The following is a 14,181-nucleotide window of genomic DNA, read 5'->3' as shown; positions in this document are numbered from 1 at the left end:
TTTGGCCGGTTAGCGCTTCCCACCCCCCGTCAAAGCTGGCAACATCGCGCCCTTTTTTGCGACAGCAGACCCGCTTTCTACTTTGAAGCATGCTTCAAACGGCTGTTCGGTTGTTGACGGGGCGACAGTCTGCTGTGCCGATGCGACAACCTGCCATACGCCACCCGTTTACCGTCTGGAGCGCTGTTGGCTGCCACTGAAACGCTATGCTAGGTTGGCCGCCTCGCCAGGAAGGCAACCAACAGCAGGAGCGATACATATATGAGGAACGCACATGGCTGAGGCCACGCCCGCGCTTGAAATCCGCAACTTGCACAAACGCTACGGTTCGCTGGAGGTGCTCAAAGGCATCTCGCTGACCGCCCGCGATGGCGATGTGATCTCGATTCTGGGTTCCTCCGGCTCCGGCAAGTCCACATTCCTGCGCTGTATCAACCTGCTGGAAAACCCGCACCAAGGCCAGATCCTGGTGGCCGGTGAAGAACTCAAGCTAAAAGCCGCCAAGAACGGCGAACTGGTCGCTGCCGACGGCAAGCAGATCAATCGCCTGCGCAGCGAAATCGGTTTTGTGTTTCAAAACTTTAACCTGTGGCCGCACATGAGCGTGCTCGACAACATCATCGAGGCCCCGCGCCGCGTGCTCGGCCAGAGCAAGGCCGAAGCCATTGAAGTTGCCGAAGCCTTGCTGGCCAAGGTCGGCATCGCCGACAAGCGCCACGCCTACCCCGCGCAATTGTCCGGCGGACAGCAACAACGCGCGGCAATTGCCCGCACCCTGGCCATGCAGCCCAAGGTCATCCTGTTCGACGAGCCCACCTCCGCGCTTGACCCGGAAATGGTCCAGGAAGTACTTAATGTCATCCGCGCACTGGCCGAAGAAGGCCGCACCATGCTGCTGGTCACCCATGAAATGGGCTTCGCCCGTCAGGTCTCCAGCGAAGTAGTGTTCCTCCACCAGGGCCTGGTAGAAGAGCAAGGATCGCCACAGCAGGTGTTTGAAAACCCGCTTTCGGCACGCTGCAAACAATTCATGTCCAGCAACCGCTAACGGAGCTACCCGCATGCAGAACTACAAAAAGGTCTTCCTGGCTGCCGCCGTCACCCTGGCCTTCAGCGCCGGTGCCATGGCTGAAACCCTGAAGATGGGCATCGAAGCGGCTTACCCGCCATTCAACAACAAAGATGCCAGTGGCAATGTCGTCGGCTTCGACAAGGAAATCGGCGACGCCCTGTGCGCCAAGATGAAAGTCGAGTGCACTGTAGTCACCTCCGACTGGGACGGCATCATCCCGGCCCTGAACGCCAAGAAATTCGACTTCCTGATCTCTTCGATGTCGATCACCGACGAGCGCAAGCAAGCGGTGGACTTCACTGACCCGTACTACTCCAACAAGCTGCAATTCATCGCACCGAAAGACAAAGACTTCAAAACCGACAAGGCTTCCCTGCAAGGCAAAGTGATCGGCGCACAACGTGCGACCCTCGCCGGCACCTGGATGGAAGACAACATGGATGGCGTTGAAGTCAAACTCTATGACACCCAGGAAAACGCCTACCTCGACCTGACCTCCGGTCGCCTGGACGGCATCCTGGCGGACAAATACGTCAACTACGAGTGGCTGAAAAGCGACGCCGGCCGTTCTTACGAATTCAAGGGCGACCCGGTGGAAGAAAGCGACAAGATCGGTATCGCTGTGCGTAAAAACGACCCGATCCGCGAGAAGCTGAACATCGCACTGAAAGAAATCGTCGCTGACGGCACCTACAAGAAGATCAACGACAAGTACTTCCCGTTCAGCATCTATTGATACTGACCTGCCGGACCGGCGCCGCCTTTTGACGGTGCCGGTCCCCGGCCTTGCCTGCCGCGATTTGAAAAGAAATCCATGATTATCGACCTCTACGGATTCGGCCCGGCGCTCGCCGCTGGCGCGCTGATGACTGTGAAACTGGCGCTCTCGGCCCTGTGCCTGGGACTGGTGCTCGGTCTGCTCGGCGCATTGGCCAAGACTTCCCCGTACAAGCCGCTGCAATGGCTTGGCGGTACTTATTCGACCCTGGTTCGCGGCATCCCGGAATTGCTCTGGGTGCTGCTGATCTACTTCGGTACGGTCAATCTGATGCGCGCCCTGGGCGAGTTCTTCGGCAATCCCGATCTGGAACTCAACGCCTTCGCCGCTGGTGTGATTGCGCTGGGCCTGTGCTTCGGCGCCTACGCCACGGAAGTGTTTCGTGGCGCAATCCTGGCCATTCCCAAGGGCCATCGTGAGGCCGGCGTGGCGCTGGGCCTGTCGAAATGGCGCATCTTCACCAAGTTGATCATGCCGCAGATGTGGCGTATCGCCCTGCCCGGCCTGGGCAACCTGTTCATGATCCTGATGAAAGACACCGCGCTGGTGTCGGTGATCGGTCTGGAAGAAATCATGCGTCACGCGCAAATCGGCGTGACCGTGTCCAAGCAACCGTTCACCTTCTATATGGTCGCTGCGTTCATGTACCTGAGCCTGACGATTCTGGCCATGACCGGCATGCACTTCCTGGAAAAACGCGCCGCTCGCGGCTTCGCGAGGAGCACTCAATGAACTGGGAAATCATCATCAAGTGGCTGCCGAAACTGGCTCAGGGCGCAACCCTGACCCTGGAGCTGGTAGCCATCGCCGTGATCGCCGGTTTGCTGCTGGCCATTCCGCTGGGCATCGCGCGCTCATCGCGCCTGTGGTGGGTGCGGGCATTTCCCTACGGCTACATCTTCTTTTTCCGTGGTACGCCGTTGCTGGTTCAACTGTTCCTCGTTTACTACGGCCTGGCGCAGTTCGACGTCATTCGTAACAGCTCGATGTGGCCGTACCTGCGCGATCCGTTCTGGTGCGCCACGGCCACCATGACCCTGCACACCGCGGCCTATATCGCTGAAATCCTGCGCGGCGCCATTCAGGCGATCCCACCGGGCGAAATCGAAGCGGCACGAGCCCTGGGCATGTCCAAAGCCAAGGCGCTGATCTACATCATGCTGCCACGGGCGGCGCGGATCGGCTTGCCGGCCTACAGCAACGAAGTGATCCTGATGCTCAAGGCCAGCGCTCTGGCCAGCACCGTGACCCTGCTGGAGTTGACCGGCATGGCGCGCACCATCATTGCCAGGACTTACCTGCCGGTAGAGATCTTCTTCGCCGCCGGCATGTTCTACCTGCTGATGGCCTATGTGCTGGTGCGCGGCTTCAAGCTGCTGGAGCGCTGGTTGCGCGTCGATGCCTGCCAAGGGCGTTGATTCCCAGGTGTTGACGGGCGAGAAACTACTCGCCCGCTTCACCGCGCTGGATGCTTTTCTGACAAAGCATCAGGCACTGTGGAAACCACGGCCTTTTACTCATCTGCAACTCCCTTGGGAAACCTCCTACCCCGAGTTGGCCGCCTGGCTACGCGGACGGTCGCTTCAGGACGCGGAAAACGCTCACAACCAACCCGCCCTATTAGATGCGCCGGAGCCTTTTGCTTCATTGGCGGCGATGTCCTTAGCACTGAGTGCTGTGGATGAATTACCCGCACATTCGCTGGAAGCGGCCGGTCATCGACTGAATGTCGATGTGCCGGGGCGCAAGTGGCAGCAGATCGAAGCCTTCACCAGTCGATTGCAGTTTGCCGATGCGCCGAAGCACTGGCTGGATTGGTGCTCGGGAAAAGGGCACTTGGGGCGTCGACTGCTGCAAACCGGCCAACAACTGACTTGCCTGGAATTTGACCCGGCGCTGGTTGCCAGCGGCCAGGCCCTCAGCCAGCGTCATCAACTGCATGCGCTGCATGTTGAACAGGATGTACTCGCGGCCAACGCGGCTTCTTTATTGAATGCCGAGTACACGCCTGTCGCGCTACACGCCTGCGGCGATCTGCATGTGCGCCTGATTCAGCTCGCCAGTGCGGCAGGTTGCAAGCAACTCGCCATCGCCCCTTGCTGCTACAACCGGATCAGTCTTTCTCAGTACTCGCCGATTTCGTCGGCCGCCAAGGCCTCGGACCTACATCTATCCCTCGATGATCTCGCGCTACCGATGAGCGAAACCGTCACCGCTGGCGCTCGCGTCCGACGCCAGCGTGATACCTCCATGGCCCGGCGCCTGGCCTTCGACCTGCTGCAACGGCAGCTGCGTGGCGTTGACGAATACTTGCCGACCCCCTCCCTGCCCAGCACCTGGCTGGACAAGCCCTTCTCCGATTACTGCCATCATTTGGCCGGGCTCAAAGAGTTATCCACAATCAGCCCGCAGGACTGGCCAGCGCTGGAAGCCGCCGGCTGGCAGCGATTGGCGCAAGTACGCAATCTGGAGTTGCTACGCGGACTTTTCCGACGCCCATTGGAGCTTTGGCTGGTCCTTGACCGAGCCCTTTTCCTGCTTGAGCAGGGCTATACGGTTCGTCTCGGCACTTTCTGTGAAACCCCACTCACACCGCGCAATTTCCTGATGCTGGCGGAACGCCCTTAAAGCATCACAGCCTGTGGATAACTCTGTTGATGAAAAAATCGTGGATCCGATATTTACAGCTGTTTCAGAGGTGAAACGATACTGTTCAGTTTTCGTACACTCGAATAAAAAACCAGAAAAACAGTGATTTGCGTGCCAATGAGAACGGATCCACAAATTCGTCATATAACGCGTGCGCCACGAATCTTGTTGTGCATAAGCGTTCGCTCGAAAGGACATAACCGCAGAACCAAAGGGCTGTTAGAACAGAAAATGCGAGTATTCAGCGCCACGTGATCCTTAATGGAAATTGCCTGAAAAGCGCGAAAAGACACGACCGACAAGCACTATTGATCCCTGGCAAAGCCCCACGCAAAAATAGTCAGAATTCAGGGGTTTACAGAACCAATCCAATCGCTATAATCGTCGCCCAACACGCCGGTATAGCTCAGATGGTAGAGCAACTGACTTGTAATCAGTAGGTCCCGGGTTCGATTCCTGGTGCCGGCACCATACAAGGTTCCAGAGAAGGCTTTCAAAATCTCTGAAACCCCCGAAAAACCCGCCTTCTGGCGGGTTTTTTCGTTTTGGCGTTCCGATAGACGTTGCTTTAAGGGTACAAAACTACTTCAACGCATCATGCGTATTTCGAGCTTTTCTCGAAACCCTGCATCAAGCCTGTCCAAAGCGTCGATCAGCGGCGCGTCAATATGATCGCTCAACAAGCAGCCATCAACGTTTCGCTGCATATCCAGCTCGACCTTATGTTCGGAGCTGCCGGCGTTATGTTCGGAGCTCTGTAGCGGACCTGCGAACACTTGCTCCGGCGTAGGCAGTTGCTCACCCGGCAGGTGATAAATCATGCCGCGTGAGCGCCCGTCGGGCACAAGGAATCCCTCGCGTACCAACCGCGCAAGCAGTTAGCTCGTAACGATCGCACGCCGTGTCAGCCTTTGACCGATTCAGATATTCACCGTAGATATTCTGGAATTTGCACGGCAACTCTATCGTTCATTATATTTTACTACCGTTTGAAATGGTCGCCTCCCCCTACACACGTGAAAGTATTAGCTTTTTACAAGGTCCGGGCTTTGCCTTCCCTTAAAACCAAACTGAGAATGAACATAATATCAAACACCCCTAGCATGGCTTCAACATTGACAGTTACAACTGTGCGACTATATGATTTGAATCAAGGACACGTTATTTTCATGGAATGAATCCAATGCTCCGCCATGCCTCTCTGCATACGCCGTTCTCCCCTGATTTGCCCATCGTAATGCGGACCCCACTAGCACTTTATAGTTGGGACTCCCGTACCTATTTTCTCCGCACTGCAGCATCTTATAGATGCCAGAAATCTATTCGTATCGATCTCCGCACTGGGATTTAATTCGGTGAAGATCGAAACCTGAGAATGTAAACCTTAAAAGCCAACAAGTTTGAGTCTTGCGCCGGATATAGGGCGCAGGGAAAATATCGCCTATAAAATAAAAGGATTTTTATGAAGTTGCTGGATAACGCTATCCGCCTTTCCTACCCGCTGCCTAATGGGAAAACTGTCAAGCTCAAACTTGCGACGGAGGAACTGCTGGGTGTTCGCATGAATAAAAATGTGAAGCGCCTGATTGGTTGCTATGAGCAGGATATGCTCTTCTTGAACAAGGAAATCGAAGGAAACATTCAGCAGCATCTCGATGAACGATATGGTCGAGATAAAAGCAAGAAGGCTTTAGATGAGTTGAGAACACTTGAGGCCGTTGTATTTGCGCCGGTCAATGCACAACTGGATAAAGTCGACTTCTCGGTTTCGGCAGATCAATTGAAGGCGTTTTTCGGCACCCAGTTGGATGAGGAGTTCGCTCGTCTCAAAAATGGCGACTTTGATCCTACGCTTTCTTACATTCTCAACAATCCAGACGGCCAAGCATTGATGAGAAGCTTGCTGACTCAGTTCTCGATTGAATTCCTCATCGAGGGCGCGCCAATGGGTCTGTACGCGACGGGCGCATTTGGTACCTTGCAGTCCCATCTGCTGCGGGTTTACCAGGACGAAATGGGCAATGGCGTCCCGGAGGACAAACACAGCCATTTGTATGAAAAAACGATGCTGGATCTTGGACTGAGCGATACGCCGGATGCGTATCAGGACCACTTCCTTACCAGCAACATGCTGGTTTCGGCTTATACCTATCAGATCTGCCACGACAAAAGTAAGTTCTTGCGCTACCTCGGTGCTTTTTTCCGCAATGAAGCTTGCTTCATTGTGTGGCAAAAACAACTGGGAGATTCTGTTCGCGAAATCTATAGCGGAAAAGTCGACTGTCATTATTTTGATGTTCACACTTCTGTCGATCAAGCACATGGTCGCTGGGTACTTGACAATCTAATAGACCATGCATTGGAACGCTTCGGTGATGATGCCGCCCCCATATATTACGCGGTTTTGTAGAGCTGATGATCTACCAGGATATTTTTGGCCTGGAACTTGATCATCAAATACTGACCGGCACGGTCGCAGAATCAACAGAGTTGCCAAACTCAAACCTTCCACTTTCAATTCACATATCTCCCGGCCAGACCGAACATCTTTTCTCTGCTCAGGAACTGCTCATCAATCTTCAGGGGAGTGGAAAACTCTTTCTTACAGACCCCTTGACTGCTACAACTTCGTCAGAGCGCGAATTGATTCGTCTTCCTCCATTTACTGCAGCCTATGTCATCGCCGGAAACGACGGCGCAAATTATAAATAAACGTCTATAACGGCGCGGTGGGTCTTCGATCAATCGCGCAACAACCGACACCTGATGACATTAATGCTTGGTTATCAAGCGTAAGGAATTTGCATGTCTAAAGAAAAGGCTCTGCCTGATCATAACAATACTTGGCTTCACTTTTTTCCTTCCGATCAACTTGGTAATACGGACGCTTCTTTCCCTTCATCTTTAATTGCAGCGCATGGGATCTATGTAACGGATGCGCACGGCCGTCGATATATGGATGCCATCAGCGGAGCGTACTGCGTGAATGTCGGTTATGGTCGCGACTCGATTGTCGATGCGGCCAGCCAGGCGGCCAAGACGCTTGCGTTTTGCTCTCCGTTCAGTTTTTCAAACCCGTACTCCACCCGGCTGGCTCAGACACTGGCGAATCTGGCGGAACCCGTTGTCGGAGCCAATGCACGGGTGTTCTTCACCAATAGCGGTTCGGAAGCGGTAGAGACCGCGTTGAAAATTGCTCGGGCTTTTGCCGTCAAGAATGGCGAAAGCCAGCGCAAATGGCTGGTTTCTCGCGATCATGCTTACCACGGTGTCACCTTGGGAGCTCTGTCGGTTTGCGGGTTTGCGGCTTTGAAAGAAGAGTTCGGTCCACTCCTACCCATGACCGCGACTATTCCTTCGATGCGAGACAGCGGCGATCCCTTTTACGACTTGCTGAACGCCACCCCAGGCCGTGGCAAGGATGTCGCGGGCGTACTGGTTGAAACGGTCGAAACCAGTAACGGCATGGTGACGCCCACCACACAGTATCTTGATGGATTGAAACGATTGCGTGAGGAGACTGGCGCTTTACTGATCGTGGATGAAGTCATTACCGGATTCGGACGTCTGGGCAGTTGGTTCGGCGCTGAACACTATGGCCTGGAAGCAGACATCATTGTCTGCGCGAAAGGGCTCACAAGCGGATACGACTCCCTTGGGGCAACGATTGTCAGCGAACGCGTCGCTTCGGTCTTTGCCCAGGGCGACGAGAGCATGTTTGCCCATGGTGCCACGTTCGGTGGTCGTCCAGCCGCGGCCGCGGCGGCATCGGAAAACATTGGGATTCTAGAACGCGAGCAGTTGCTTGGAAACGCCTCATCCATGGGTGGCTATTTGAAAGGCAAACTGCACAGTTTGCTTGAAGACCATCCAAAGGTTTCTGGTCTCGCCGGTATAGGTCTGCTCCAGGCCATCCATTTGAAAACACCAGACTCCTCGGCTCCCGCCACTGTGGAAGAAGTCGCGGTAATTCGGGAGCGCTTATTGAGCCTTGGGGTCATCACCTCCTTGTATTACACCCGTAACGATCCAACGATCGAAATCGCCCCTCCACTGTGTATCAACCGAGAGCAGATCGATCATCTCTGCCTGGTTATCCTCGAAGCATTGAACTGACTGTCGTTGAGCCTCAAACATAAAGGACTATAAGAGATGACATTCGATGAAATCGAACACACAGATCTGGTGCGCAATAAACAAGTGCAAGGTGAGGAATACGAAAGATCGACAGTGAACGAGGCATCGGTCAGTCTCGAATGGGCGGGGGCAGTGGGTACGAAGGACGCCGACTTTGAAGCCTGCCTGCTAACAGCCTGGCTTATAACGGCTTGCTGGTACGCCAACTGGGCGCAAGAGGTGAACAGTGTCGTCGTCTCTCACGCAGGACATTTTAATTGCCCGAATGTGGATCCGCATGCGCCAGCAAGTGCGCTTCGCGCTGACTGCAAAAAAGCCCTGAACGACATGTCCGGCGCACAGACCGCCCCGTGGCAGGTACGGGCCTGGTCAGACACCGAACAATGCCAGGGCTTGTTCGGTACCGCCCGACTGCAGATGTGTGTCAGAGAAGCTTCGGTCGAATTACTGTTCAACAGACAGATTCTCGACAAAAACCTGGCTCATGAGATCTTCGACACGCTGCACGCTATCGCCACTGCATTGCAGAGTGACGAATGCGTTACTGCGCAACAACTCGTGGAGCTTGCAAGACCTGTGCAGTCGAACTCCGAATTGCTGGGCAAACTGCACGGCGTCGTGGATCAAGATGTGCTGGAAGCGTTCGAGAGCCATGCATGCCGGAATCCAGAAAAAGCAGCCATTTGTGATGCTGGCACGACTATAAGTTACGGGCAGTTATCGATGTATGCCCGAAAACTCGCAGCAGAGCTTAAGCGTGATGGGGTAACCGCCGGCAGCCGTGTTGCGCTGAGCATGCCACGCTCCAGTGGTTTTATTGTTGCTGCGCTGGCGTTGCTTTCGCTGGATGCCATCTACATTCCAATAGACCTCGAACTTCCTGCTGAGCGAAGCAAAATGATGCTTGAGGATGCGAGGGTAGGATGGATCATTGGTAGCGATGCGGTAGTAACAAGGGTTCGCTCGATAGCCGAAACCCAATCCGAAAGCGACTTGGGTTGTGGGTACGTGCTGTTCACTTCGGGAACTACGGGTCGGCCCAAGGGGGTGATGGTTTCTCGCTCATCACTCTCATACTACGCCAGCGTCGCCAGACATTCGTTCAATCTCACTGGCCGTGACAGGGTTCTGCAATTTGCTACTGTATCGTTTGACGCCTCTGTCGAGGAGATTTACCCCTGCCTGATGGCCGGTGGAACTTTGATCATCCGCGATTCGTCTGTTGATTTGCGACCTGCCAGATTTCTAGAATTCGTGCATGAACAACGGATCACCTTCCTTGACTTGCCGACCGGGTACTGGCGAGAGCTGAGCCTGGCCTGCACATCGGAAAACCTCCACTTTCCACCCAGCGTTAATCTGATTGTCATTGGTGGAGAAGCGCTCTACAAATCAGATATCCACGCCTGGTTCCGTCTCCCCTCACCTCGCCCAACCCTCATCAATTCTTACGGTCCGACCGAGACAACCGTTGTCACAGCCTTCCAACGCGTGCGACCACCCAGTGCAACCGACGACTCAAAGAACGATATCTCAATCGGCCGCCCAATTGCCGGGAGCAGAATTGTCTTGCTCGATCGCTTTGACAATCCGGCGCCACTCGGTGGAATAGGACAGATATGCATATCCAGCCCAGGTGTAGCCGTGGGGTATTTAAACAGTCCTGAAATGACCGAAGAGAAATTTTTCATCCGCGTGGAAAGCGATCGAATTCAGCGCCGCTACTACAAGAGTGGAGACTTGGGACGCATCGGCGCCGACGGAGCACTGGAATACCACGGTCGCATGGACAATGTGGTGAAGCGCCAAGGTTTCAGAATAAGTCTGGGTGAAATCGAGTCGATAGTCCGGACTCTGCCCGAGGTGTCAGACTGCTGCGTGTTCATGACCGAATCGGGTAGCAACGGCAAGCTACTGTGCGCAGTGCAATTGATGCGCGATGTCGAGATGACTCAAGCGGATTTGCGCCACCAACTGAGCCTGGATCTTCCGTCCTATATGGTTCCGAACAGCTTCGTACTGCTCGACGAAATACCACGCACCCTTGCCGGAAAGATCGATTACAACATGGTGCGAACTCTTGCGACCGACACCGCCGAGATCGAGAATAGCGGCAAGGCCGGCCAGCAGCCAGAAAGCGAGCTCATGGTGGGTATACGCTCGATATTGGGTGGTCGTGAACTGAATTGGGATGCCAGTCTTCCAGAGAATGGTGCCGACTCATTGGAAATCGTTCGGTTAGCCGTATTTCTGGAGCGGCAGAGCGGTCGAGAATGGCCACTGTCGACGCTGTACCACTACTCGAGTGTGCGGGCCATACTAATCGACATCGGTAACTCCGTGGTCGCACAACACCGTGCTCGACACTTCCGCGACTGGCGCTACACAGAGCTTGATCGGCTCAAAGGTTTGCTCCGTTTCGGCGTGACACGATCTAGTCGTATCGAAGACGGCATTCTTGTGACAGGAGCAACGGGGCTGCTCGGACGCCATATCGTCAAAGACCTACTGAAAAGGACGCAACGTCCAATTTACTGTCTGGTTCGCAACTCCCTCCCGGGAGTACCTGAATTCCTTCGTCGAAAACTGATGCAAACGCTCAACATGAGGAAAGAGGATCTGCACAGACTGCACATCCTCGCTGGCGATCTGACCCTCGATAACTTCGGGCTGAATGAGGAGTGCCTGCACAAGCTGCAACACAGCATCGGCGATATCGTGCATTGCGCCGCCGATACCAACATGTTGTCGCCTTACTCGAAGTTGGTGACGACCAATGTCCTCGGGAGCCTTAACCTCATCAATCTGGCGCTCGCAAGTGACGCTGGCTTCCATTTCGTTTCTTCTCTGGCTTTGTTTGATACCAACCCACCACTCCCGACAATCTCACCAGGCACCAAAATAACGGAAGTGGATAGCGTGACGTCCGGTTATCTGCAAAGCAAATGGATGATCGAGATGTTGCTGGAACAAATCGGCGTGTCGGGCCTCAAGGCAACGATTTATCGCTGCGGTCGTCTTTGGGGTGGCACCACGAACATTGATGAAGCCAGCAACGACTATGTCTTCCAGTTCTTGAGTGTCTGCCAGCGAATAGGTCAATTTCCGATTACGCCTATGCAGTTGGAAGTCTGTCCGGCGGATCGCATCGCTGGTCAGATCGCCTCATCCGTAGTGAACCCGGCCAGGCAACCCACGACTGCCGCAAATATCTATCATCTGTGCTCCAGCAAGAGCCACACCATGGACGAAATCTACACGGCAATGCGTCGGCAGGTAAGAGATCTGGCGCTGGTGAATGCAGCAACATGGCTTGCAACATTGAATGCTCACATTCTGACGAATCCACAGGATGTCCCGGCGATGAGAGTGTTCGCAGTCGTGAAGTCGCTGTCGCTTTCCGATTGTATCGATGACCTGGCGATTAATGAAACGACCGCCTCGCATGAATGCTGGGAGCATGGCGAACCTCCCGGCCTTACACCAGAGCAGATGGTCTACGCCGTAATTGCAGGATCACCCCCCAGATATTCACAGGCTCAAGCCGTCGCGCGTTGATGGCGCCGAACCGAGAGATTCACTTAACAAGGAGTTACCAAATTGACGCGCTACATCAATTTTCTACTGCTCGCCCTGATGGGCAGCACCTGGGGGCTCCATTTTGTACTGGTAAAGAAAATCACCAGCGCCGGGGTTCATGCAGATCTGATCCTGTTTCCGACGCTGATCGGTGTGGCTATTGTGTTCTTGGCGATGATGGCCGTCAGTCGTAGTTCGTGGCGTATCAGCTCGTCGTGGTGGGTCTTCCTGATCATTTGCAGCGTACTCGGCTACGCCTTTCCGATCTGGCTTGAGCTGGTAGTGGCTCCTTATATCGACTCAACGCTGATTACACTGATCGTCACCAGCACACCAGTTTTTTGCATCATGCTGGGATTTCTGTTGCGTCTGGCAACGGTTTCGGTTTGGCATCTGTTGTGTGCAGCACTGGGAATTAGTGCCGCAATGATGCTCCTGCTACCCAGCGCGGCGCTTCCGCAGGGATCGTCACGTTTTTGGTTGGTGGCGGCCATTGGGGTTCCGGTGAGCTATGCGCTTTACAACCTGTACGTCGCCGCTGCGTGGCCGAAAGGCCTGGGTGTGTTCACCATGGCAGCATATGAGTCTGTGCTTGCTGCGTTGCTGGCACTGCCGTTATTTGCTACATCAACGTCAGAGACGGGCTATCAGGAGCTTGTGCAACATGGACCGGAGGTGACGCTGCTGGTGATCGTCACTGCAATTGAAGTTTGGTCCTTCTTCGAACTGGTGCGCCGGGCAGGTGGGATTTATGTCTCGTTCGCCAGTTTCGCAGCACTGGCAGCGGGGATTGCATGGTCAGCATTGTTACTGGATGAGCAGATCACTCCATGGATGAATGTGAGCATCGGCGCGATTGTGCTTTCACTGTTGTTATGTCTGATCGGGGATCGAAGCCAAGTCCAAAGGACATCTCTGAGCAAAGTTTGAAGCCAGGGCAGACATGATCGAAGCAGCCCTGTCGACGTTTGCCGATGCAACCGCCGACAGGGTTGGAAGAGGATTACCGCACGACCGCGCAGCCGAACCCTCCAATCGCCTCACAGGCTAATCACGTAGACGAACTTCTACCTCGAAGCCGATTCACCAACCAAAAAAATCCGAAAATAAATCCGTTCTCTTTTTGCGCTAAACATATCGTTCGTTTGGTGCCCCACCGCACAAAACAAAGCCCTCGTAGCAATACGAGGGCTTTGTTGTTTCTGCCGTTTGAAAACCCAGGTCTTAGTGACCCGCGCTCTGACCTCCATCGACGTGCAGGATTTCGCCAGTGACAAACTTGGCGCCATCCAGGTAGACGACCGCGTTGGCAATGTCCTCAATCTCGCCCATGTGGCCGACCGGGTGCAGGGCGCCCAGCGCGGCGTGGGTTTCTTCGCCGTGCATTGGGGTTTTGATGATGCCTGGGCTCACTGCGTTTACCCGAATGCCACGCTTGGCGTATTCGATGGCCAGAGATTTGGTCGCCGCGTTCAGGCCACCTTTGGTCAGCGAAGCCAGTACCGATGGCACGCCGTCGATAGCGTGATCGACCAGGCTGGTGGTGATGCTGACGACGTGACCGCTGCCGTTTTTTTCCATCTCGGCGATGGCCAGTTGGGTGATGTAGAAGAAACCATTGACGTTTACAGACAGCACATTGGCGTAGTCTTCAGCGGTGTACTGGGTGAACGGTTTGGCGATGAAAATCCCGGCGTTGTTGACCAGGGTGTCGATACGGCCGAAACGTGCGATCGCTTCACGAATCACGCGTTGAGCAGTCTCAGGTTCGCCGATATCGCCGGCCACGGTGAGGATGTCCGGATCGGTGGACGGTTTGATCGAACGCGAGGTCGCGACGATCTGGTAGCCGAGTTCACGGAAGGCCTTGACCATACCGTCGCCCAGACCTTGGGATGCGCCAGTGATTACGATGACTTTTTTCGAATTGCTCATGATGTATACCTCTAACAATAATGGGATTTGA

The 14,181-nt window shown here is 54.6% G+C and carries 12 protein-coding genes and 1 tRNA gene; 11 read left to right on the top strand and 2 right to left on the bottom strand.

Translation table 11 applies throughout. The features are described 5' to 3' along the window. Window positions 1-274: 274 nt before the first annotated feature. The 6 genes from CES87_RS11660 (at window position 275) to CES87_RS11635 (ending at window position 4,970) form a co-directional block, all read left to right on the top strand. A complete protein-coding gene (locus CES87_RS11660; protein ID WP_007972784.1) occupies window positions 275-1,048 on the top strand; it encodes an ABC transporter ATP-binding protein in 774 nt (257 codons plus the stop codon). A gap of 13 nt (window positions 1,049-1,061) precedes the next feature. After that, window positions 1,062-1,808, top strand: coding sequence for an ABC transporter substrate-binding protein (locus CES87_RS11655; protein WP_128606224.1), 747 nt, complete (start codon window positions 1,062-1,064; stop codon window positions 1,806-1,808). A 78-nt stretch (window positions 1,809-1,886) separates the two neighbouring features. Beyond that, on the top strand, window positions 1,887-2,582 hold the full coding sequence (locus tag CES87_RS11650; RefSeq protein WP_128606223.1) for an ABC transporter permease: 696 nt from the start codon (window positions 1,887-1,889) through the stop codon (window positions 2,580-2,582). Next, complete coding sequence (locus CES87_RS11645) at window positions 2,579-3,268, top strand: ABC transporter permease (RefSeq protein ID WP_128606222.1); 690 nt, start codon at window positions 2,579-2,581, stop codon at window positions 3,266-3,268. Before CES87_RS11650 ends, CES87_RS11645 begins: the two co-directional genes overlap by 4 nt. Then, window positions 3,249-4,478: a methyltransferase gene (locus tag CES87_RS11640; protein ID WP_128606221.1), complete on the top strand. Its 1,230-nt coding sequence runs from the start codon at window positions 3,249-3,251 to the stop codon at window positions 4,476-4,478. Before CES87_RS11645 ends, CES87_RS11640 begins: the two co-directional genes overlap by 20 nt. Before the next feature lie 416 nt (window positions 4,479-4,894). Further along, window positions 4,895-4,970: transfer RNA gene (locus tag CES87_RS11635), tRNA-Thr, on the top strand. Between the two features lie 116 nt (window positions 4,971-5,086). On the opposite strand, the gene CES87_RS11630 is transcribed toward CES87_RS11635, so the two are convergent. After that, entirely contained in the window at window positions 5,087-5,320 is a 234-nt protein-coding gene (locus CES87_RS11630; protein WP_256590866.1) for a hypothetical protein, read from the bottom strand. Window positions 5,321-5,961: 641 nt separating this feature from the next. Here CES87_RS11630 and CES87_RS11625 point away from each other — a divergent pair. From CES87_RS11625 to CES87_RS11605, 5 genes are all read left to right on the top strand, one after another. Continuing rightward, the gene (locus tag CES87_RS11625) at window positions 5,962-6,909 is read left to right on the top strand and encodes an iron-containing redox enzyme family protein (protein ID WP_128606220.1); all 948 of its coding nucleotides are present in this window, start codon (window positions 5,962-5,964) and stop codon (window positions 6,907-6,909) included. Window positions 6,910-6,914: 5 nt separating this feature from the next. Beyond that, the gene (locus CES87_RS11620) at window positions 6,915-7,211 is read left to right on the top strand and encodes a hypothetical protein (RefSeq protein WP_128606219.1); all 297 of its coding nucleotides are present in this window, start codon (window positions 6,915-6,917) and stop codon (window positions 7,209-7,211) included. Window positions 7,212-7,304: 93 nt separating this feature from the next. Next, window positions 7,305-8,615: an aspartate aminotransferase family protein gene (locus tag CES87_RS11615; RefSeq protein ID WP_128606218.1), complete on the top strand. Its 1,311-nt coding sequence runs from the start codon at window positions 7,305-7,307 to the stop codon at window positions 8,613-8,615. 36 nt (window positions 8,616-8,651) lie between these two features. Then, a complete protein-coding gene (locus tag CES87_RS11610) occupies window positions 8,652-12,194 on the top strand; it encodes an amino acid adenylation domain-containing protein (RefSeq protein ID WP_128606217.1) in 3,543 nt (1,180 codons plus the stop codon). Between the two features lie 42 nt (window positions 12,195-12,236). Beyond that, window positions 12,237-13,145 (top strand): DMT family transporter, encoded by a 909-nt coding sequence (locus tag CES87_RS11605; RefSeq protein WP_128606216.1) that lies wholly within the window; start codon window positions 12,237-12,239, stop codon window positions 13,143-13,145. 294 nt (window positions 13,146-13,439) lie between these two features. Here CES87_RS11605 and CES87_RS11600 read toward each other — a convergent pair whose 3' ends face one another. Beyond that, window positions 13,440-14,150: an SDR family NAD(P)-dependent oxidoreductase gene (locus CES87_RS11600; protein ID WP_128606215.1), complete on the bottom strand. Its 711-nt coding sequence runs from the start codon at window positions 14,148-14,150 to the stop codon at window positions 13,440-13,442. Window positions 14,151-14,181 lie beyond the last annotated feature (31 nt).

Source organism: Pseudomonas sp. ERMR1:02, from assembly GCF_002277815.1.
Taxonomy (GTDB): Bacteria; Pseudomonadota; Gammaproteobacteria; order Pseudomonadales; family Pseudomonadaceae; genus Aquipseudomonas.
The sequence above is the reverse complement of the archived record's forward strand: the minus strand, read 5'-3'. Positions and strand labels throughout refer to the sequence as shown.